Here is an 18438-nt window from a genome sequence, read left to right on the forward strand (position 1 = left end):
ACTATCAATAAATAGTTGAAGGTTACACTTTAGTATATTAGGCATAAACAACCGATCTAAACATTAACACAATTATTATAAAATTATCCAACATGCTGTAAAGGATTGTGATTGCGCCTGCCTCGCCTGCCGTGGACTTTCACCACCTAGCCAGCGCCCATGCCGGGCGCACATAAGAAAAACCGCTGGCAATATGCCAGCGGTTTTTTTGTAGGTTTAGAACTTGACGCTCAGCGTGACTTTGTAGTAGTCGTAGTCGAATTTGTCTTGAGTTTTGTCGTCGACTTTAACGTATTGCAGCTGCCCTTTCATATTGGCGCTGAACGCGTAGTTGTAGTTGAGGTCAAGCACTTTGTAGTCGTCGAACACGTTGCCGTTAGGGGTATCAAGAGTAGTGAAGCGGTTGAACAGCGAGTTGGCTTTAACGTCAGTGTATTGGACAACAAAGTTCTTTTGCCCTTTCGCGGCGAGCACTTGGTCGCCATAAGTGGCTTTTACGCTCCAGAAGTTGTCGTTGTCGTTGGCTTCATCGTTTTTCGCATATTCGCCGGCGAGGCTGAATTTCTTGTCAAAGTTGTACACGACATCGCCGAAGTAATAAGTGGCCAGGTCAATGTCATCAATGTTGTTTTTGAAGACAGCATAGTTTACACCATACGCCAATTTGCCAACTTTCGAGGCAACACGGATGGAATCAACGTCAACGTTTTTGAAAGCAGCGAGAGCTGCAACCTCATTTTTGTTGCTATCTAAATACTTAACATCTTTAACAAACCGGCCATGGTTGGCGGTAATGTTAAATTTACCGGTGTTCCAACCCAGTTTGACACCGTCATAGCTGAATGCCGCGCTGTCAACGATGATGCTCAGCGGGTCGATTACCAGAGCTTGGCGACCGATCGTGGTATTTACTTCGCCGACTTTGGTAGCAACAAATACGCGGTCGATCTTAGCGTTGTTGGTCGAATCCCCGAACTTTAACCATGTAGTATTACCAAAATCAGATTTATCGGGAGCGTTGGTGACAAAACGCATACCGAAAGTGGTCTTGTCGTCAACCTTAGCCGCGCCTTCCATGCGCAGACGGTAGAAAGCGTTGACATCGCTAGCGGTACTAGCGGCATCATAGTCGACAGTGCGATAACGCACATCAAAGGTACCAGTGAACTTCATGTTGGGTTGGTTCTTCTCCAGCTTAGCGACGCGGACGCCGAGGTTGTTCAGCTCTTGGGCAAACTCAACAGCGAGTTTGTCAACGAGAGCTTTGGTTTCGGCATCGGCTTTGTCGGACTTAGCCATAGCCTTGGCGACGATTTGCGCCATTTCGTAACGGGTCATGGTTTTGTCGCCACGGAAGGTGCCGTCGCCATAACCGTCAATGATACCGGCTTTGGCCAGCTTGGCTACTGCGTCATAGGACCAGTGTTTCGCCGGAACGTCGACGAAGGGGTTAGCAGCAGCAAAGGCAGTACCAGCGATGCTGAGGACAAACAGGACTGCCAGAGTGACTACGAAAGTCTTTTTCATGCTTTTTCCTCCTTAGGTTTTTGTGATTTTTGAGTATAATGAGCCCTAAGGAAGGGAACGGCATTGAGTTTCCTTGTTTCCTCAAACGATATTCCCTTGTCAAAGAGCTCATATCTATCACCTACTGCAAGGACTCATGCGGGACCTAAGGCTTCGCACCTCCTTTCTTCCCCGTCAGCCCTCTTCGGTGGATAGATCGTGGAAGCTATTTCCTCACGGAGTAATATATTCTACCTGGAGAAAATTATTCCTGCTAGCTAGTAATAAATTAATTAAATTTTTTAAACCACTCACACTTCATACTTAACACTTCATACTTCATACCTCATACTTCATACTCTTACCAAAATACCGTTCGGCCAAAATGACGGCCACATAGTCATCGACCGGCGCCGGCGGAACCTGCATGGTGGTCGGGATAAGGCGCCTAAGTCCCCGCGGCGGGTTTTCCAGCCAGTAGCGGTGGCGGGCTTCGTCAGTCGAGCGGTGTTCGTCGACGGTCACGATATGCAGGCGACGTCCGTCTATCGGCTGAACGCTAAGCTGCTTCACTGCGGCGCTGCCGGTCGTGCGGTCGCCCACCACGACGGTAGCCGCCCCAAACTCGCGCGCGAGTTTGGCCACTGCCGCTGCCAGGGCCGCGGTAGGAACGACAGCCTTATACAGCACGCCCCGGTCGCGGCTGACTACGGCAACCCCGCATTTATCCCGTCCCGGGTCAACGGCTATTACCAAATCTGCCATGGAACTGCCTCCTGCGGTAGTATGTTCGCCGCGAAGAAATATATTCCTTCCCCGGCAAAAAATTGGTACGAGAAAAGTTTCCTACAATTAGTAGATGACAAAACCGCAATGGGCGCAAAGAACGCGAAGGGCTGCGCCGGATAGATTAAAGCCATAAATCATAAAAAAGCAGCCCTGGCGCCGCGCGACTTGCGCGGGCAGGGCTGCTTGCGTTTTTGCTATCTTGTCTTGTCTTAGAACTTGACGTTGACGGTAGCAGTGGTACGAGCGCCCAGTTTAGTACCGTCTTGTTTGTCGAAGTCTTGGTACTTAACCGTGAGGGTGGCGTTTTTGTCCAGAGCTTTGTCGTATTGATATTCCATCCCTTTGAAACCGCTGTCAACCATGCTGTCGGTGAACGCGTCAGCGGTGTAATGGGTGGAGTACTTCAGGAAGGCGCCCGGCTCAACATCGCGGTAGGTAGCGGACAGGCCGAGTTTATTGAACTTGAGGCCATAAGCGGTCGCAGTAGCGTCTTTGTCGTTGTTTTTGTAGTACTCGACATTAGCCGTTACGCCGTCAGCCAGTTTGAAAGCTGTGTTGGCGCCGAAGAATTCTTCGTCGGTGGAAACGCTCTTGAGGTAGTCGGCGGTAACATTAGCGCCCAGGAGGTTCATGTTATATTCGGCGCCGTAGAGACGGTTGTAGTTGTCTTTCTTGGCATTACCGGCGAACAGCTTGAGGTTGCCGGCCTGGGTCGCAATACCGTTCATCTGGGTATCCATCAGGTAGCCATTGCCGAGTTTGATGTCTTGGCGGCCTACGGTGTTGGTCAGGCCGAGGGCGCCAAAGGTCACGTTGGCAGTGTCCAGGATCATGGTGTTGGCACCGCTTTCAATGCTGGCGTTGCCGCTGGAGAGACGGGCATTGAATTTCAGGTTGTCGCTGATTTTGCCGTCGAAGTTCACGCGAGCACGGTAGTCAGTGTAGTCTTTGGCATCATCGTATTGGAAGTAGCGCACGCGGGCGTCACCGGAGATTTTCACCATGTTGTCGACCTTGTTTTCCAGGCCGGCAACTTTCACACCGAGGTTGTTGAGCTCGGCGGCAAATTCTTTGGACAGAGCGTCAACGGTAGCTTTTTGATCGGCGTTTAGGCTCTTGGTCATGGCTTTGGCCACGATTTGCGCCATTTCATAACGGGTCATGGTTTTGTCGCCGCGGAAAGTGCCATCGCCATAGCCGTCGACGATGCCGGCTTGGGCGAGTTTGTTTACCGCGTCATAGGCCCAGTGGTTCGCCGGAACATCGCTGAACGGATTAGCGAAAGCAGGTACGGCGAAGGCAACCGTCAGCGCAGTAGTGACTGCTACTTTGAGAAGTCTTTTCTTCACGAGAAAAATCCCCCTTTGAAATATGTTTGTTATTTGTGCGTGGTGCTAGCACCGGCTGCACCGGCTACGTCAGGTCAGGGGGCCAAGCCATGAGTGTCCATGTTTCCTCAGCGCTCTTTCCCGCCTGCCAGTACTTCACCGGCTTTAGCCACCTGCCGCTGTTTGCAGGTTTAGTTTACATAATTCGACGAGACTTTTCAGCTTCCTGCCTGGTCGCCACATGTAAATACTGGATATTATCTGTATTCTCAGGCATTGACTGAACAGTCACATCGTGTCAAAAAAATTATGTAATTAACATAATGTTTTTGACGCTATATATATTCGGGGGAGAAAAAAAGAATCCTGCCAAAACTGCAGGATTCTATGCTGGTATATTATGTTAATTTAACCGCGGAGGACACGGAGGCGCGATTTCATCGCGCTAAATAAAATCTTCTCCGCGTCCTCCGTGGTTCTATAGTTTTAACTAATAGCTCTACTGCGGCCGCAAAGGAAGTACCTGGATCTCGATCTGCAGCGGTCCGGCGGTGTAGATGTCGGTTTTGGTGACGGCGGTGAGTTCGACTTTGCCGCCATAGCGTTTGACTTTATTCACCGTCTCAAAGAGTTGGGCGCCGCTCATGCTGCCCACCGTGCCCTGGAGCGGGTCGGGCAGGATGCCCTGCTTAACAGCCTCGGCATTGACCCGGCGCAGAAAGAGCAGCACGGCTTCCTCGGCTTGTTCGGCGCTCTGGCCGGCATTGATCACCTGGGAATAAACCACCGTATTTTTTGCAAACACCAGCCGGTTTGGATAAAGGTCGATGCGGCCGATGACCGGCTCGCCGTAGATGGTATTGCCCACCGAAGTAATGCGGACAACGACGTCTTCCGGCGTCGCGGCAATAAGGGAAACGGCTTCGTCAAAGTCATGGCGGGAAATCCACAGCACTTCCAGACTATTGTCAATGCCCAGCTTGCCGGTTATGGCCAGATTGGTGCGGTATACAAGCGCCCCAAGGGCCTGCTGCGTAGCCTCTACCGATTGGCCGCCTTTCACGATGGCGGTGGCGATTTCTTCACCGGCCCGGAAGACGACGACCCCTTCGCGCACATACTGGATACCTTTCTTCAGGTTGGCCGTCAGTTCGTTCAGGCGGTCTACGTCTTGCTGCAGATTGGTTTTGGCCGTGCTGAGCTCGGCGACGCGCTTATCCAGTTCCTGTTTGGTCGTCTGAAGGGTTTTGATCTCCTGCTGCGCCTGGCTCAGGTCGCCTTTCGCCTGGGCATATTCGGCCTGCACCCGGCTGAGGGCGGCCGCGGTGCGGTCGCGCTCGGCCATGACTTCATCAAGTTCGCGGCTGATTAGGGCAAGCTCGCTAGCCGTTTCTTTAACCTTGGCCGATAAAGCGGTGTATTCTGCCGTTTTCGCCGCCAGCTCCCGGCGGCTGGTTTCCAGTTCAAGGTTTTTGGAAGCTACTTCCTGGGACAGAGAAGCCAGTTCGGCCTTGAGCGCCGCCATGCCAAACAGGGCGGTGCGCACGTCCCGCGACGCGACGGCCAGAATGCCCAGCGTGGTCGCGGCAATGAGGATGCCGGTGACGATGGTGACCAGGATGGACGTGTGCTTGGGCCGCAGGCCGAAGATGGTAAGTTTTTTCTTGCCTATTTTGGTGCCCAGTTTATCGCCGATATAAGCGATGACCCCGCCCATGACGGCCAGGACGGCGATCAGGGTCAGGCCGTACATGCCTCCCCCTCCCTTCTTAATACATATTAACCGCGAAGATGATCATGCCAATAATTGGCACCACAAGCGATGAAAAGTAAGTTTTTGAACTAATCTCGCGCGACAACTGTCGCGCGCGTAGCCCTTTGCGTTCTTTGCGCCCTTTGCGGTTTTACGCTTTTCAGGGTAGGACGCTAAAGACGCAAAGGGTATACCTCATACCTCATACCTCATACCTCATACCTCATACCTCATACCTCATACTTTACTGCGAGGCCTTGCGGATTAAAAAGGCGCCGATGATGATAAAGACAATATTTGGTATCCAGGCGGCGAGTACGGCGGGGATGGCGCCGCCCTGGCCCAAGGCGGTAAACACCGTCATGATGGTGTAGTAAATGAAGATAATGATAATACTGATGCCAAGGCCGATGGACGAGCTGGAGCGATGGGGCTGCAGGCCGAGCGGGGTACCGATGAGGGCAAAAACCAGACTGGCCGCCGGGATGGCGAGCCGCTGGTGCAGCTCCACTTCATAGGTGCTGGTCTTTACATACTCGCGCTGCAGCACTTTGATATGCTGCTTGAGCTCCTTAATAGTCATTTCTTCTGGTTTTTTCTGTTCCCGCGCAATTTCCCGCGGCGATTTTTCCACCGGCATAAACTGCTTATCGAAACGCAGGGTGCGCTGCAGCTGCCCTTCCGGCGCGACGTCATAGATGATGCCGGACTCCATGATCCAGCGGCCGTTGTCCCAGATGGCCTTTTCGGCGTTTTCCACCCGTACCAGCCGCCCCTTGTCAAACTCCTGGACGGTTACGGCGTACATGGCGTTGGCCGCTTCGTCAAACTTGCGGGCGTAGGTTAGCCGCTCGATTTCGCCGTCTTTTACATCCTTGATGACAATATGCTCCTGGGTTTTGGGCCTACTTTTTTCAATCTCGTAGCGCAGCACGTTCTGATAGGCATTGTTGGCCCGGGGAACAACGGCCTCGTTTAAGATGACGGCGACGATACTGACGACAAAGGCGGCGATGAATACCGGCGCGGCGAGGCGAAAGAAGCTCAGGCCGCCAGACTTCATGGCCGTGATTTCGCTGGACGCGGATAAGCGCCCGAACGCCAGGAGCGACGCCAACAGCATGGACATGGGAAAGGTCAGCACAATGATGCCGGGAAGGCTGTAAATAAACAGCTTGGTTACTGAGTATACGGAAGCGCCGTATTCGGTGATGTAGCGGGCAAGCCGAAAAAGAGTGCTGGTGCCGATGAAGACGCTGGAGAAGGCGGCGATACCAAAAATAAAAGGCCCCAGCATTTCTTTGAGGATATATTTGTCAAGTATGCGCATGCTGTCTCCTATAAGGTGAATTTTTCCCCAAGGTAAAATTTACGGGCGATTTCGCTGTTGGCAATGGTGTCTGCATCGCCGGAAATGAGGATTTGGCCCTCGTTTAAGATATAGGCAGTGTCGACAATGCTCAACGTTTCCCGCACATTATGGTCGGTGATGAGAACGCCGATGCCCCGCTCTTTGAGATAGCCAATAATTTCCTGAATATCGGCCACGGCAATGGGGTCGACGCCGGCAAAGGGCTCGTCCAGCAAGATGAAACTGGGATCGGTGGCCAGCGCCCGGGCGATTTCCACCCGCCGCCGCTCGCCGCCGGAAAGCTCGGAGCCTTTGCGGTGCCGCACATGAGTAACGTGAAACTCCTCCAAGAGGCTTTCCATCTTGTCGCGCCGCTCGACCGGCGTGAGATTAGTCGTTTCCAGGATGGCGAGCAGGTTTTCCTCCACCGTCAGCTTGCGGAAGATGGAGGCTTCTTGCGGCAGATAGCCGATGCCGTACCGGGAGCGGCGATACATGGGCATGGCGGTGACGTCTTCGCCGTTTACGAAGATCGCGCCGCGGTTCGGCTTTTCCAGGCCGACAATCATGTAAAAGGTCGTGGTTTTCCCGGCACCGTTGGGGCCAAGAAGGCCGACGATCTGGCCCCGGTCCACCCGGAGGCTGACACCGTTGACGACATTGCGGCCTTTATAGGTTTTGACCAGTTCTTTGGTTTCGATATACATTGGCAGTACCTCGCTGAAAACCACGGAGGACACGGAGAAGACAAACGCTCCGGCGCGATGAATATCGCGCCTCCGCGTCCTCTGTGGTTTATATAATTGGGAGTTCATTCAATTACTGTGGTTTGATAACCAGGCGGGTGCGGCCCTGGGCGTCCATGGCCTTGTCGTCAAGGTATACGGTGAGGGTGTTGCCGGTGAGGACATTGCCGTCCTGGACGGCCCGGGCGTTACCGGTCAGAACCACCCGGCCCTGGCCGGTCTTGGCGCTGTAGTAGGTAGCCTGGTCGGCAGTAGCGTCCAGCTTGCGCGTGTCGCTGACAACATGGACATTGCCCGTACCAACGGCCCGGTCTTCGGCAATGAAGGCCTCAATTTTGTCGGCCGTCATTACGGCATCTTGGGTGGTAAGGCGGGCGCCACCGCCAACGATGGCGTATTCGCGATCAATATAGTAGTCGAGGCGCGGACCGGTCAGCTGGCTGTCGGCCTTGACGAGGACCACGCCGCCGGTCGCGACGAGGTGGTTATTTTGATAGGCCTGCACCTGGTCGGCGGTAAGGGTGGCGTCGTCTTGCACCACTTTCACATTGCCGGTGACCAGTGCTTCCTGGGTTTTCGTATTGTATTCAGCCTTGGCCCCGGTCATCACGACGTTGTCCCGAGTAATGCGGACGCCGCCTGTGGCGATGGCGATGCCTTGGGCCGTATCGTATTCGATTGCTTCGGCGGCAAGTTCCACAGGACTGCCGGCGGCCTGGCCGGGCGCGACGGGGCCAAAACTAAGGGCAAGGGCAAAAAGTCCTGCTACTACACGAAAAATAGCCTGGGAAAGTGTCCCTTTGCTCCTCATTGTGCGTTCACTCCTTTGCGTACACGGGCATTGCCTTGTACTTTGACTTTCGCGAAATCGCCGTCGCTCTCTAATTGTTCGCCGGTCACGACGGTATCGCCCCGCGTCAGCGTGACGCCCCCCAAGCCGTAGAACCGGCGGTCGTCCATGGCGTAACGGACGGAAGGCGCCGTCAAAACCGCGCCGTCGCTACTGGCGGCCCGGATATCGCCGGTCATCACGATGTCGCGCGTCTTGGTATCCAGCGTGGCCTGGCGGGCGGTTATTTCAACCTTGTCGCCATTTTCCCGGTAAATAACCCCTTTAAGGTTTTTCAGGTAAACTTGGTTGGTCTTTTGATCGAGCTCGATGGACTCGGCGCTCAGTTCCCACAGACGTTTGCCGTCTTTTTCCTCGACCAGGGAATTGCCGGTAAAAACCATGTTGAACGCCGGGTCGCTCTTAGCTTCCTGCGGCGGCGCCTGCGGCAGCGGCTCGTCTTTGTTGAAATAGTAAAGGCCACCGGCCAACAGTAGTACTAGGCAGAGAGTTAGCAGGTATGTAGTTTTCTTCATACTGCTTCACCTGCCATGAAAGATGTGGGCCGACGCAGATTTTCCACTTTGGTGTTCCAGCGTTTCTGGAACCACAGCCACTGGTCAGGATACTGGCGAATGGTTTCCTCAATCACCCGGTTTAAGCGGATGGTAAACTCTGCCACATCAGCCTGCTCGTTGCCAGTATCCTGGTAATATAGCGGCGCATGAATAATGATGCGGTGGCCGCCTTCCGGCCGGCGCACGATAAAAGCCGGTACGACCGGTGCGCCAAACCGTTTGGCGAAAACGGCCGCCCCCTTGGGCGTCGAAGCCATTTTACCAAGAAACTCGGCGAATACCCCGTCATGGCCGCCGTCCTGGTCGGCGAGAAAACCGAGGACCTTTCCCTGTTTGAGAGCTTTCGCCGCCCCTACTAATTCAGTGGTGCCGCGGGCAAAGATCTCGATGCCGACCATACGGCGGTACTCGTTAAGAATACGGGTATACTGCTCATTGGGTTGGCGCTTGATGACACTGGTCATGGGAAAACCATCCATGGCCAGCGCCGCCCCTAACCACTCCCAGTTGCCGATGTGAGCGGTGAGAAAAACGACACCTTTGCCCTCGGCTAGCGCATCGGCCAAGTAGTGGCGGTTTTCAATGGTTATATATCGTTTGACGGTTTCCCGGTTAAGGGCCGGGGTATACATGACTTCCATAAACATCCGGCCGACGTTGATGAACAGACGGCGAATAATTCGCTCGGCCTTGGGCGGCGACAGTTTCAGACATTCCTGTATTTGGGCAAGGGCACGCCGACGCTGGCGTCCGGCAATACGGTAGTACAGCCGGCCTAGCAGGCTACCAAGCCGCAGCACCGCCGGATAAGGCAAAAGGCACACGATCCGGCTGGCCAGTTTTAGCAAATGGTATTGCCAGTTTGAAAACATCGGCGTCCTCCTTCTTACTGTTTGGTTTCGATATGGCCCGGCTGGCGATAAATTTCGACAATCTGCTCCCACTTACCCTGGGCCTTGAGGATAAATTCGATGATCTCCCGCGCGGCACCGCGCCCGCCTTCCCTGGTAGCGACAAAATGGGCGGCGGCCTTTACTTCGGCTACGGCGTTGGAGACGGCACAGGCGAAGCCCACCCGGAGCATGACTGGCAGGTCATTGAGATCGTCGCCGACATAACCTGCTTCGTCAGCCGCCAGACCATGTTTGGCTAACAATTCGTTTAAGGCGGCCACTTTGTCCATCGCTCCCTGGTAGACGTCAGTGATATTGAGCTCGGCGCCCCGCCGGCGCACCATTTCCGTCTCCCGGCCGGTGATAATCGCCGTCTTGAGGCCGACCTTATGGGCTACCGCGATGCCGAGGCCGTCCTGGGAGTGAAAGACTTTCATCGCTTCGCCGTCAGGGCCGAAGATAATCTGGCCGTTAGTCAGCACGCCGTCAACATCAAAGATCAGGAGTTTGACTTTTTGCGCGCGCTTCTCCCTATCCATTATACCACTCCTTGGCGCAACAAGTCAGTAAGGTGAATCATGCCAATTGCCCGGTATTGTTCGTCGACCACCGGCAGGACGGTGATGGGGCGGGGCTTGTTCTTCTCCATCATATTAAGTGCTTGGGCAGCCAGTTTGTCTTTGGTGATGGTGCGGGGGGTGCGCGTCATCAGGGCCGTCACCGGCTTGTCGAGAAAATCGTGGCCTTTTTCCAGACCGCGCCGGATATCGCCGTCGGTAATGATGCCGAGCAAGCGGCCGTCCGCATCGACGACCGAGGTAGCGCCTAGCCCCTTGGCGGTGATGACAAAAAGCGCCTCTTTGACCGTTTTGTCCGGCGTCACTACCGGATTGTCGTCGCCACTGTGCATGACGTTTTCCACAGTCAATAGCAGTTTGCGGCCCAGCGACCCGCCCGGGTGGAAGAGGGCAAAGTCTTCGGGCGTGAACTTACGCTCCGATAAAAGCGCTACCGCCAGCGCATCGCCCATGGCCAAGGTCGCGGTGGTGCTGGCCGTCGGCGCCAGCCCTAGCGGGCAAGCCTCCTTTTCTACTGCCACGTCAAGGACAAGGTCGCTGTTTTTTCCCAGCGTTGAGGCCGGACGGCCGGTCATGGCGATGATGCGGGCGCCAATCCGCTTGATGGATGGCAGAATGCTGATAATCTCGTTGGTTTCGCCGCTGTTGGAGATGGCCAGCACAATGTCTTCGCTTGTCACCATTCCCAGGTCGCCGTGGACGCCTTCCGCCGGGTGAAGGAAAAAGGCCGGCGTGCCGGTACTGGCCAGCGTGGCGGCAATTTTTTTGCCAATTAGGCCTGATTTTCCCATGCCAGTCACGATGACCCGCCCCTTGCAGGCCAAAATCATGTTTACGGCCTGTGTAAACTCGCCGTTAATGCGCGGGATGAGGGATCTGATAGCCTCCGCCTCGGCTTCTAGCACCTGGCGGGCTTGGTCGATAATCATGGCCGTTCACCTTCCATAATTTTCTAAACCGAGAAGTTTTTTAACCGCTAAGTGCGCGAAGGACGCGAAGGGTTACGCTTGCGCGACATTCGTCGCGCTTTTTAAACTTTGCGTACTTTGCGTACTACTCCGAAAACTCACTTCAAAAATTTATGTCAACTACTTCGAATAGAGACAAAGAGATCCCAAGGCCTACTCTATAGGTTTTTTATAGTAGGCATTTGTAAAGAAGGATTTACTTTTAAACTGATCTTAAGCAACTATATTTTCAAGGTTTATTTCAATTCCTGCGTTTTGTAAAAGTTGAAGTGCTCTTTTTATTGCAGCATCTTTACTTCGCTGTTCAAAGTAGTTGGCACCTAATTCAATGTACGGCTGTTTTTTCTTGAGAATATGATAGGCAATTATTAAAATGCTATGTCCTACAGCTACTGCAGCACGGTTAGAACCACGACGGGAACAGATTCTACGGTATTGAGACGCAAGATAAGTATCTTTTTGGCGGGCGGCAGAGCGAGCTGATTGTACAAGTGTTGTTCGCAGATGTTGGTTTCCTTTACGGGTTTTTCCTGATTTTCGCTTATCAGCGCTTTCGTTATGCCCTGGAGCCATTCCTGACCAAGATGAAAGATGCTCCGCGGATGGGAAGCGACTCATATCTACTCCAATCTCAGCAATGATTTCTTCTGCATTGCGCCGATTAACACCGGGTATGGTGTCTAATAGCTCCAAGGCTTCTTCAAAAGGGCGCATACGGTCTGCTATTTCTTTATCCAATTCTTTAATACTTTCATCTAGCGTTTCAATATGTTTTAGTTGCATGGATAGCATCATTTTTTGATGGTAACCAAGAGAGCCCTTTAACGCCTTTTCTAAATCGGCAAGTTTATTACGCAAAGCTCCTTTTGCCATTTGCGCTAACTGCTTGGTATCATCGGTTCCTTTTATCATAGCTTCTATCATAGAGCGGGCGGAAACACCAGTAATGTCGGTTACTACAGAAGCCAACTTAATATTTGCCCCTTCTAAAACTTTTTGTAGCCGATTTACTTCTCTCGAGCGTTCTTCTATGAGGCTCCGACGATATCTTACTAATTCCCGTAATTCCCTCTGCTCACGACTTGGAATATAACTGCCCTGCAGTAACCCATGCCGTAGTAACTCAGCTATCCACTCTGCATCTTTAACATCTGTCTTGCGTCCCGGAACTGCTTTTATGTGTTGTGCATTGACTACCAAAATCTCAATTCCCGTATGTTCTAAAAGATTGTAAATTGGTTTCCAGTAAACTCCCGTGCTTTCCATAGCTACATGACTACAGCCGTGACTTTGAAGCCAGCTTACTAATTCATGCAAGTCGTCCGTCATAGTGCCAAATGTTCGAATTTCTTTGTTGTCAGGTGTGATAACGCAGGCAACGATAATCTTCTTGTGAACATCCATACCACAACAGCGTTCATGGACAATGCGGATTACTTGTTTCATGAGAAGATCCCCTCTGCGGCCTTATTTTGCGACTGGTGCAGTAACCCTTGTACGAGTAATCTACTCCGCGTGCTTCCTAAATGTAGGAGCAACAATTTGTGGTGCACCAGGTAACTGGGGTTCAGTCTACCCTTCAGGCTCGAAGCACTAGCAAGCTATCGACCTCTCTTCGCCAGCCGCAAAAAAATTATTCTACATATGCACCTGGTTTTCATTCTTTGTTGGTGTCGTGCTAACGACATGGGGGGTCTACCATGAAAATTGATGGCTTCATTATGAGAAGTATAGGGAACCGCGGAGGACGCGGAGGGGATATTTTTTAAACTTTAGCGCGATGAATATCGCGCCTCTGTGTCCTCCGTGGTTGAACATCAGTTTTCATACTTTGCGGTGTTGATTTATCGGCATGATCATCTTAACTACGGCTAGCAGGGATTTTCTTGATTTACGGGAAATAACAGAAACATGCCTATTTGCCGGAGGTGCGCAATGTCTGAATTAACGATAATTAGTCTTATCTTTAATGTCGCCGCTTTAGCCCTCCTCATCCTGCTGCTCCTTCGTAGCGGCCGGACCGCCGAGTTGGCCGCTTGGGAAAAAACTTTCGACCGACTGGAGCGCACCTTGCGCGCCGAAGCGGCGCAAAGCCGGAGTGAAGCGGCCGATAATGCCCGCATGCTGCGGGAAGAACTGGCCGGATCAGTCGGACGATTTCAAGAGGCCGTCTTGCGCCGCCTCCACGAAAACACCGGCGCCCAGATGGCCCAACTGGAGGCTTTTGCCAATATCTTGCAGAATTTCACCCGGGTGAGCGACCAGAAGGCCGACCGGCTGCGGGAGGAAATCCAGGCCATGCGGGAGAGCAATGAGCAGCGCCTGGACAAGCTGCGCGCGGTGGTGGACGGCCAGCTTAAAGAGCTGCGCGATGACAATGGCCGCCGACTTGAGGAAATGCGCCGCACGGTTGACGAAAAGCTGCATGCCACGCTGGAAAAGCGCCTGGGTGAGAGTTTTCGCCTGGTCAGCGAACGCCTGGAACAGGTTCACAAGGGGCTGGGTGAGATGCAGGCCCTCGCCGCCGGTGTGGGCGACCTCAAGCGGGTACTGACCAATGTTAAAGCCCGCGGTATTTGGGGCGAATACCACCTTGCCGGTCTGCTCGAACAAATCCTTGCCCCTGACCAGTATGCCCAAAACGTGGCCACCAAGCCAGGATCGGCAGAACGGGTGGAGTTTGCCGTCAAACTGCCGGGGCGCGACGGGGAAGCAGCCCCGGTCTGGCTGCCCATTGACGCCAAATTTCCCCAGGAAGATTACCAGCGCCTGCTCGATGCCCAGGAAAAAGCCGATGCCAAGTTGGCGGAGGAGGCGGCGAGAGCCCTGGAGAACCGCATACGGGCCGAGGCGCGCGATATTGCCGCCAAGTATATCAGCGTCCCCCATACGACCGAGTTTGCCATTCTGTTTCTGCCCATCGAGGGCCTCTACGCCGAAGTGCTGCGCCGCCCTGGTCTGTGCGATAGCCTGATCCGGGAATACCGGGTCATTGTTACCGGGCCGACGACGCTTGCTGCCCTGCTCAGCAGCCTGCAGATGGGCTTTCGGACGTTGGCTATCGAAAAACGCAGCGCCGAAGTATGGCAGCTGCTCGGCGCCGTTAAGACCGAATTCGGCAAGTTTGGCGATCTCCTGGATAAAACCAGCCGTAAACTGCAGGAGGCGTCCAACTCAATTGAAACGGCGGCCCGCAAGTCGCGGACGATTGAGCGGAAACTGAAAAAGGTGGAAGAACTCCCCGCCGAAGAAGCCATCCGCCTCCTTGACAGCGCCGCGGCGGAAGAAGAATGAAGGTAAAGCCGGCAGGAAGAAAGGCACTGGTGCGGCGAATAATATCCACTGTTGCAAGGAGGGGTCGTCCGGTGCTATCCCATGAGCCAGATATTCTGCGCCGCTTGCGTCTCATCGAAGGGCTGAAGGCCGAGCTGGTCAGCCAGGTGGGAAAGTTATTCCAGGCCTTTGCTCAAACAAGCGAGCAAGCCATCCGCGAGGCGCTGGCATCAATCGTTATTGCCTGTTATGTGCTGGGCCGGCGGCTAGGCATCGATTTCGCCGCCCTGGACGAAGTGATTTTGACCCGTTTGGGCCAAACTATAAAGCAAGACCCGGAAGTGGAAAAGTGGTTTGGCGACTACAGCGATTTTCAGCGTCATTTGAAAAATAAGAGGTGAGTCATGCGTAATAGTGGTATCCGACCGATGGTAGAGGGCGGCGTGCTGGCCGCCGTAGCCATCATGTTCGCCTTTATCAGCGCGTATATTCCCGTAATTGGCCCGTTTGTCAACCTTATCTGGCCGGTGCCCATCATCCTTCTGGGAGTACGGCATGGCTATAAATGGAGCATTATGGCGACAGTTGTGGCCGGCATCATCATTGCCATCCTTATGCATCCTCTCCACGCCGTCTCGGTTGTCGTTGGCTTCGGTCTCATCGGCATCGTGCTGGGCCATGCTTTTCGCGCCGGCTTTTCGCCGGCCAGGGCCATCGGGTGGGGGGCGGTTGCCTCGCTTGTTTCCAAGGCGGCCGTGCTGGCGATCGGCGCCGTCTTTCTCAGTATAAATCCGCTTAACATCCAGGGCGATGTTATGGCCCAGGCCGCCGAACAGGCCATCGATTTTTACCGCCGGCTTGGCATGAAAGAGGAAGACTTGGCCCGCATGGGCGAAATGATGCGGACCATGCTCGACCTCTTCAAAGTCATTTTGCCCGCCGGTTTCGTGCTGGCAGCGGTAGTGGATACCTATCTTAATTTTGTTGTGGCCAAGGCGGTGCTGGGTCGGCTCGGCCACCGCATCGCTCCCTTTCCGCCGTTTAAGGAATGGACGCTGCCGCGCGTTTTCTTGTATGTGTTCATCATCGCCATCCTGGCCCTCTATTGGGGACAGTCCCGGGACATTAAACTGCTCTACAATGCCGGTGTAAACCTCCAAATGCTTAGCACGGTGGCGCTGCTCGTGCAAGGTATGGCGGTATTTTACTTCCTTGCCGATAAATACAATTTGTCAAGATTTGTCCGTGGTATTATACTGTTCTTGATATTCAGCAATGGCTTTCTCATGCAGGTAGTCATTTTCGCGGGCGCTTTTGATATGGCCCTTGACTACCGGCGGCTACGGTCGCCGCATTCGGTGTAATCGGGAGGCTGTTATATGCCCCAAGGACCGTCATTTTGGTTTGATACCCGCATCTATTTGGCAGTCGCGGCCATTCTGCTGGCCGTGATTTCCTTCTATAATCACTATATCGCAATTATTGGGGCAGTGCTGCTCTATGCGCTGTATCTTTACGGCCGGGAGCGGCACCTGGCGCGGCAGCGGGCACTGGCCGAATACCTGGCGACTTTGAGCGGCAATATTGACGAAGCATCATACTATGCCCTGCAAAATCTGCCGCTAGCCATCGCCATGGTCGATGCCGACGGCATCCTGCATTGGCGTAACAGCGTATTGGCCGACTGGCTCGGCGTCGAGCCTGGCCAATCGCTCACCGCGGTGTGGCCGGCCCTGAACCTTGCCGAGATTTGGGGAAAGGCAGGGGTATTGCCGCTTAAGGCCGGTGACCGGTACTACCATATTATTCATAAACCAATCAGCCCGGCCGGGCAGGATGGCGGCATGCTGCGCCAAGACCTCATGCTGCTCTACATCACCGACGTAACCGGCACCGAACTGGTTCGCCAGCGCTCGTTAGGTGCCATGCCGGTATTGGCGTTAATTCAGATTGATAACTATGACGATGTTCTTAAAGGGCTGACGGAAAGCCAGCGTACAGCCATTCTCGGCGAAGTAGGTAGCCACCTTGCCGATTGGGCCGCCAGTCTTGACGGCTTTATTAAAAAATTTAGCGAAGATACTTATATCGCTGTATTTAACCGGCGGGCCCTTGATCAACTGCTCGCCGACAAGTTCGATATCCTGGATAAGATTCGGGCGATCCGCAGCCCGAGCCGCCTGCCTGTTACCCTGAGCATGGGCGTGGCGGCCGATGAGCCATCGGTAGCCGCGCTAGGTCAACGGGCGCAGGCCGGACTAGATCTCGCTCTTGGTCGCGGCGGCGACCAGGCTGCCGTTTACGTTGAAGGTAAGGTGCAATTTTACGGCGGCAAGGCCAAGGCGGTGGAAAAGAACACCCGGGTTAAGGCACGGGTCGTAGCCCAAGCTATTCGGGATATCATGGGCGATGCCGAGCTTGTATTGGTAATGGGCCATGCCGGGGAAGATTTTGACAGCCTGGGGGCGGCCATGGGCGTGGCCAAAATGGCCCGTCACGCCGGCAAAGAAGTCCATATTGTGGTCAGCGAGCCAGGCTCGGCGGTAGCCAAGCTGCAGGAACTGCTGCCGGACTACAAAGAGTATGAGGCGCTTATTATCACGGCTGACGTGGCGGCCGAACTTTTAGCCGCGCGGACGGTACTATTTGTTGTTGATACCCACCGGCCGGAACTGACGGCGGCGCCGGGCCTGTTAGAAAAGATCGACCGCATCGTTGTGATTGACCACCACCGCCGGGCCGAAACGTTTATCGAAAGTCCCTTGCTGGTTTACCTGGAACCGTCGGCTTCCTCGACCAGCGAGCTGGTTACCGAGCTGCTGCAGTATTATGATGACAAACTGGATTTAACGCGCCTGGAGGCGTCGGCGCTCTACGCCGGGATCATCGTGGATACCAAGAACTTTGTCGTCCAGACCGGCGTCCGCACCTTTGAGGCGGCGGCTTATCTGCGCCGGGCCGGAGCCGATCCCGCCCTGGTGCGGCATCTGTTCTGTGTCGACTTAGCCAGTCTTAAGTTGCGGGCCAGCATCATTAACAGTACGGAAATCCTGCCTGGCGGCGTTGTTATTGCCACCTGTCCGGCCCAGGGCAAAGCGGCCCAGGTGTCGGCGGCGCAGGCGGCCGATATGCTGCTCAATATTGAGGGAGTACGGGTATGCTTCATCTTATTCCGCCTCGAAGAGGGCGGCGTCGGGATAAGCGCCCGGTCCCAGGGCGACATTAATGTCCAGGTTATCATGGAAAAACTGGGCGGCGGTGGACATCAGACCGCAGCCGCCGCCCAGATTAAAGACCAAACCATCGAAGAGGTAAAACAACGCCTTTGCGAGATAGTTTCCCATTATTTAGAGGAGAGTGAGTCCCATGAAGGTTATCTTAGTGCAGGAAGTAAAAAAACTCGGTAAAAAAGGCGATATCATAGAGGTTTCCGAGGGCTATGCCCGCAATTATCTGCTGCCCCACAAACTGGCCGTTGCGGCCACGGACGCCAATGTCAACGCCTTTAAGCAGCAGAAAGAAGCAGAAGCTCGCCGCCAGCAGCGCCAGCTTGATGAGGCCAGGCTGCTGGCCAGCCAGCTGGCCAAATTGAGCGTTAAAGTTGCGGTGAAAACCGGCGAAGGCGGCAAGCTTTTCGGTTCGGTAACTGGCAAAGACATTGCCGATGCGCTTGCCGCCCAGCATGGCCTGGAAATCGATAAACGCAAGATTGAGCTTAAGGAAGCGATTAAAGCCTTGGGAACATATCCGGTCACGATCAGGGTTCATCCCGAAGTGAGCTGTCAGATTCAGGTGCAGGTTACCGCCCAGTAACGCTTTCTCTACTACGGTATTAGAAAGGGAAGG

General features: G+C 54.1%; 17 protein-coding genes. 5 read left to right on the plus strand and 12 right to left on the minus strand.

Going from position 1 to position 18438, the window contains the following annotated elements; translation table 11 throughout:
* Positions 1–216: 216 nt before the first annotated feature.
* The 12 genes from TCARDRAFT_RS14645 to TCARDRAFT_RS08810 all read right to left on the minus strand — a co-directional run bounded on the left by TCARDRAFT_RS14645 (position 217) and on the right by TCARDRAFT_RS08810 (position 12765).
* Positions 217–1527 (minus strand): S-layer homology domain-containing protein, encoded by a 1311-nt coding sequence (locus TCARDRAFT_RS14645; protein WP_007289640.1) that lies wholly within the window; start codon positions 1525–1527, stop codon positions 217–219.
* Positions 1528–1845: 318 nt separating this feature from the next.
* Complete coding sequence (locus TCARDRAFT_RS08760; RefSeq protein WP_007289641.1) at positions 1846–2271, minus strand: RuvC family protein; 426 nt, start codon at positions 2269–2271, stop codon at positions 1846–1848.
* 233 nt (positions 2272–2504) lie between these two features.
* Positions 2505–3644: an S-layer homology domain-containing protein gene (locus TCARDRAFT_RS08765; protein ID WP_007289642.1), complete on the minus strand. Its 1140-nt coding sequence runs from the start codon at positions 3642–3644 to the stop codon at positions 2505–2507.
* Positions 3645–4122: 478 nt separating this feature from the next.
* Positions 4123–5376 (minus strand): DUF3084 domain-containing protein, encoded by a 1254-nt coding sequence (locus tag TCARDRAFT_RS08770; protein WP_007289643.1) that lies wholly within the window; start codon positions 5374–5376, stop codon positions 4123–4125.
* Between the two features lie 244 nt (positions 5377–5620).
* Entirely contained in the window at positions 5621–6706 is a 1086-nt protein-coding gene (lptG, locus tag TCARDRAFT_RS08775; RefSeq protein WP_007289644.1) for an LPS export ABC transporter permease LptG, read from the minus strand.
* A gap of 8 nt (positions 6707–6714) precedes the next feature.
* The gene (gene lptB, locus TCARDRAFT_RS08780) at positions 6715–7434 is read right to left on the minus strand and encodes an LPS export ABC transporter ATP-binding protein (RefSeq protein WP_007289645.1); all 720 of its coding nucleotides are present in this window, start codon (positions 7432–7434) and stop codon (positions 6715–6717) included.
* A 112-nt stretch (positions 7435–7546) separates the two neighbouring features.
* Positions 7547–8284, minus strand: coding sequence for an LptA/OstA family protein (locus tag TCARDRAFT_RS08785; RefSeq protein WP_007289646.1), 738 nt, complete (start codon positions 8282–8284; stop codon positions 7547–7549).
* On the minus strand, positions 8281–8838 hold the full coding sequence (gene lptC / locus TCARDRAFT_RS08790) for an LPS export ABC transporter periplasmic protein LptC (RefSeq protein ID WP_007289647.1): 558 nt from the start codon (positions 8836–8838) through the stop codon (positions 8281–8283). Before lptC ends, TCARDRAFT_RS08785 begins: the two co-directional genes overlap by 4 nt.
* Positions 8835–9752, minus strand: a complete 918-nt coding sequence (locus TCARDRAFT_RS08795; protein WP_007289648.1) for a lysophospholipid acyltransferase family protein — start codon at positions 9750–9752, stop codon at positions 8835–8837. The genes lptC and TCARDRAFT_RS08795 overlap by 4 nt, the downstream gene beginning before the upstream one ends.
* Before the next feature lie 14 nt (positions 9753–9766).
* Positions 9767–10312 (minus strand): KdsC family phosphatase, encoded by a 546-nt coding sequence (locus tag TCARDRAFT_RS08800; protein ID WP_007289649.1) that lies wholly within the window; start codon positions 10310–10312, stop codon positions 9767–9769.
* On the minus strand, positions 10312–11280 hold the full coding sequence (locus tag TCARDRAFT_RS08805) for a KpsF/GutQ family sugar-phosphate isomerase (RefSeq protein ID WP_007289650.1): 969 nt from the start codon (positions 11278–11280) through the stop codon (positions 10312–10314). Before TCARDRAFT_RS08805 ends, TCARDRAFT_RS08800 begins: the two co-directional genes overlap by 1 nt.
* 252 nt (positions 11281–11532) lie before the next feature.
* Positions 11533–12765 (minus strand): IS110 family RNA-guided transposase, encoded by a 1233-nt coding sequence (locus TCARDRAFT_RS08810; protein ID WP_007288521.1) that lies wholly within the window; start codon positions 12763–12765, stop codon positions 11533–11535.
* Positions 12766–13254: 489 nt separating this feature from the next.
* On the opposite strand from TCARDRAFT_RS08810, the gene TCARDRAFT_RS08815 reads away from it, so the two are divergent.
* The 5 genes from TCARDRAFT_RS08815 to rplI all read left to right on the plus strand — a co-directional run bounded on the left by TCARDRAFT_RS08815 (position 13255) and on the right by rplI (position 18405).
* Complete coding sequence (locus TCARDRAFT_RS08815; RefSeq protein ID WP_007289651.1) at positions 13255–14613, plus strand: DNA recombination protein RmuC; 1359 nt, start codon at positions 13255–13257, stop codon at positions 14611–14613.
* Positions 14614–14684: 71 nt separating this feature from the next.
* Positions 14685–14993, plus strand: coding sequence for a MazG-like family protein (locus TCARDRAFT_RS08820; protein WP_007289652.1), 309 nt, complete (start codon positions 14685–14687; stop codon positions 14991–14993).
* A 3-nt stretch (positions 14994–14996) separates the two neighbouring features.
* Positions 14997–15956 (plus strand): YybS family protein, encoded by a 960-nt coding sequence (locus TCARDRAFT_RS08825; protein ID WP_040683246.1) that lies wholly within the window; start codon positions 14997–14999, stop codon positions 15954–15956.
* 15 nt (positions 15957–15971) lie between these two features.
* Positions 15972–17999, plus strand: coding sequence for a DHH family phosphoesterase (locus tag TCARDRAFT_RS08830; protein WP_007289654.1), 2028 nt, complete (start codon positions 15972–15974; stop codon positions 17997–17999).
* A complete protein-coding gene (gene rplI, locus TCARDRAFT_RS08835; protein ID WP_007289655.1) occupies positions 17959–18405 on the plus strand; it encodes a 50S ribosomal protein L9 in 447 nt (148 codons plus the stop codon). The genes TCARDRAFT_RS08830 and rplI overlap by 41 nt, the downstream gene beginning before the upstream one ends.
* Positions 18406–18438 lie beyond the last annotated feature (33 nt).

Source organism: Thermosinus carboxydivorans Nor1 (genome assembly GCF_000169155.1).
GTDB lineage: Bacteria > Bacillota > Negativicutes > Sporomusales > Thermosinaceae > Thermosinus > Thermosinus carboxydivorans.

Coding starts and splice junctions, on each gene's coding strand:
- TCARDRAFT_RS14645 (WP_007289640.1), bottom strand. CDS start 1,527: ATGAAAAAGACTTTCGTAGTCACTCTGGCAGTCCTGTTTGTCCTCAGC.
- TCARDRAFT_RS08760 (WP_007289641.1), bottom strand. CDS start 2,271: ATGGCAGATTTGGTAATAGCCGTTGACCCGGGACGGGATAAATGCGGG.
- TCARDRAFT_RS08770 (WP_007289643.1), bottom strand. CDS start 5,376: ATGTACGGCCTGACCCTGATCGCCGTCCTGGCCGTCATGGGCGGGGTC.
- lptG (WP_007289644.1), bottom strand. CDS start 6,706: ATGCGCATACTTGACAAATATATCCTCAAAGAAATGCTGGGGCCTTTT.
- lptB (WP_007289645.1), bottom strand. CDS start 7,434: ATGTATATCGAAACCAAAGAACTGGTCAAAACCTATAAAGGCCGCAAT.
- TCARDRAFT_RS08785 (WP_007289646.1), bottom strand. CDS start 8,284: ATGAGGAGCAAAGGGACACTTTCCCAGGCTATTTTTCGTGTAGTAGCA.
- lptC (WP_007289647.1), bottom strand. CDS start 8,838: ATGAAGAAAACTACATACCTGCTAACTCTCTGCCTAGTACTACTGTTG.
- TCARDRAFT_RS08795 (WP_007289648.1), bottom strand. CDS start 9,752: ATGTTTTCAAACTGGCAATACCATTTGCTAAAACTGGCCAGCCGGATC.
- TCARDRAFT_RS08800 (WP_007289649.1), bottom strand. CDS start 10,312: ATGGATAGGGAGAAGCGCGCGCAAAAAGTCAAACTCCTGATCTTTGAT.
- TCARDRAFT_RS08805 (WP_007289650.1), bottom strand. CDS start 11,280: ATGATTATCGACCAAGCCCGCCAGGTGCTAGAAGCCGAGGCGGAGGCT.
- TCARDRAFT_RS08810 (WP_007288521.1), bottom strand. CDS start 12,765: ATGAAACAAGTAATCCGCATTGTCCATGAACGCTGTTGTGGTATGGAT.
- TCARDRAFT_RS08815 (WP_007289651.1), top strand. CDS start 13,255: ATGTCTGAATTAACGATAATTAGTCTTATCTTTAATGTCGCCGCTTTA.
- TCARDRAFT_RS08825 (WP_040683246.1), top strand. CDS start 14,997: ATGCGTAATAGTGGTATCCGACCGATGGTAGAGGGCGGCGTGCTGGCC.
- TCARDRAFT_RS08830 (WP_007289654.1), top strand. CDS start 15,972: ATGCCCCAAGGACCGTCATTTTGGTTTGATACCCGCATCTATTTGGCA.
- rplI (WP_007289655.1), top strand. CDS start 17,959: ATGAAGGTTATCTTAGTGCAGGAAGTAAAAAAACTCGGTAAAAAAGGC.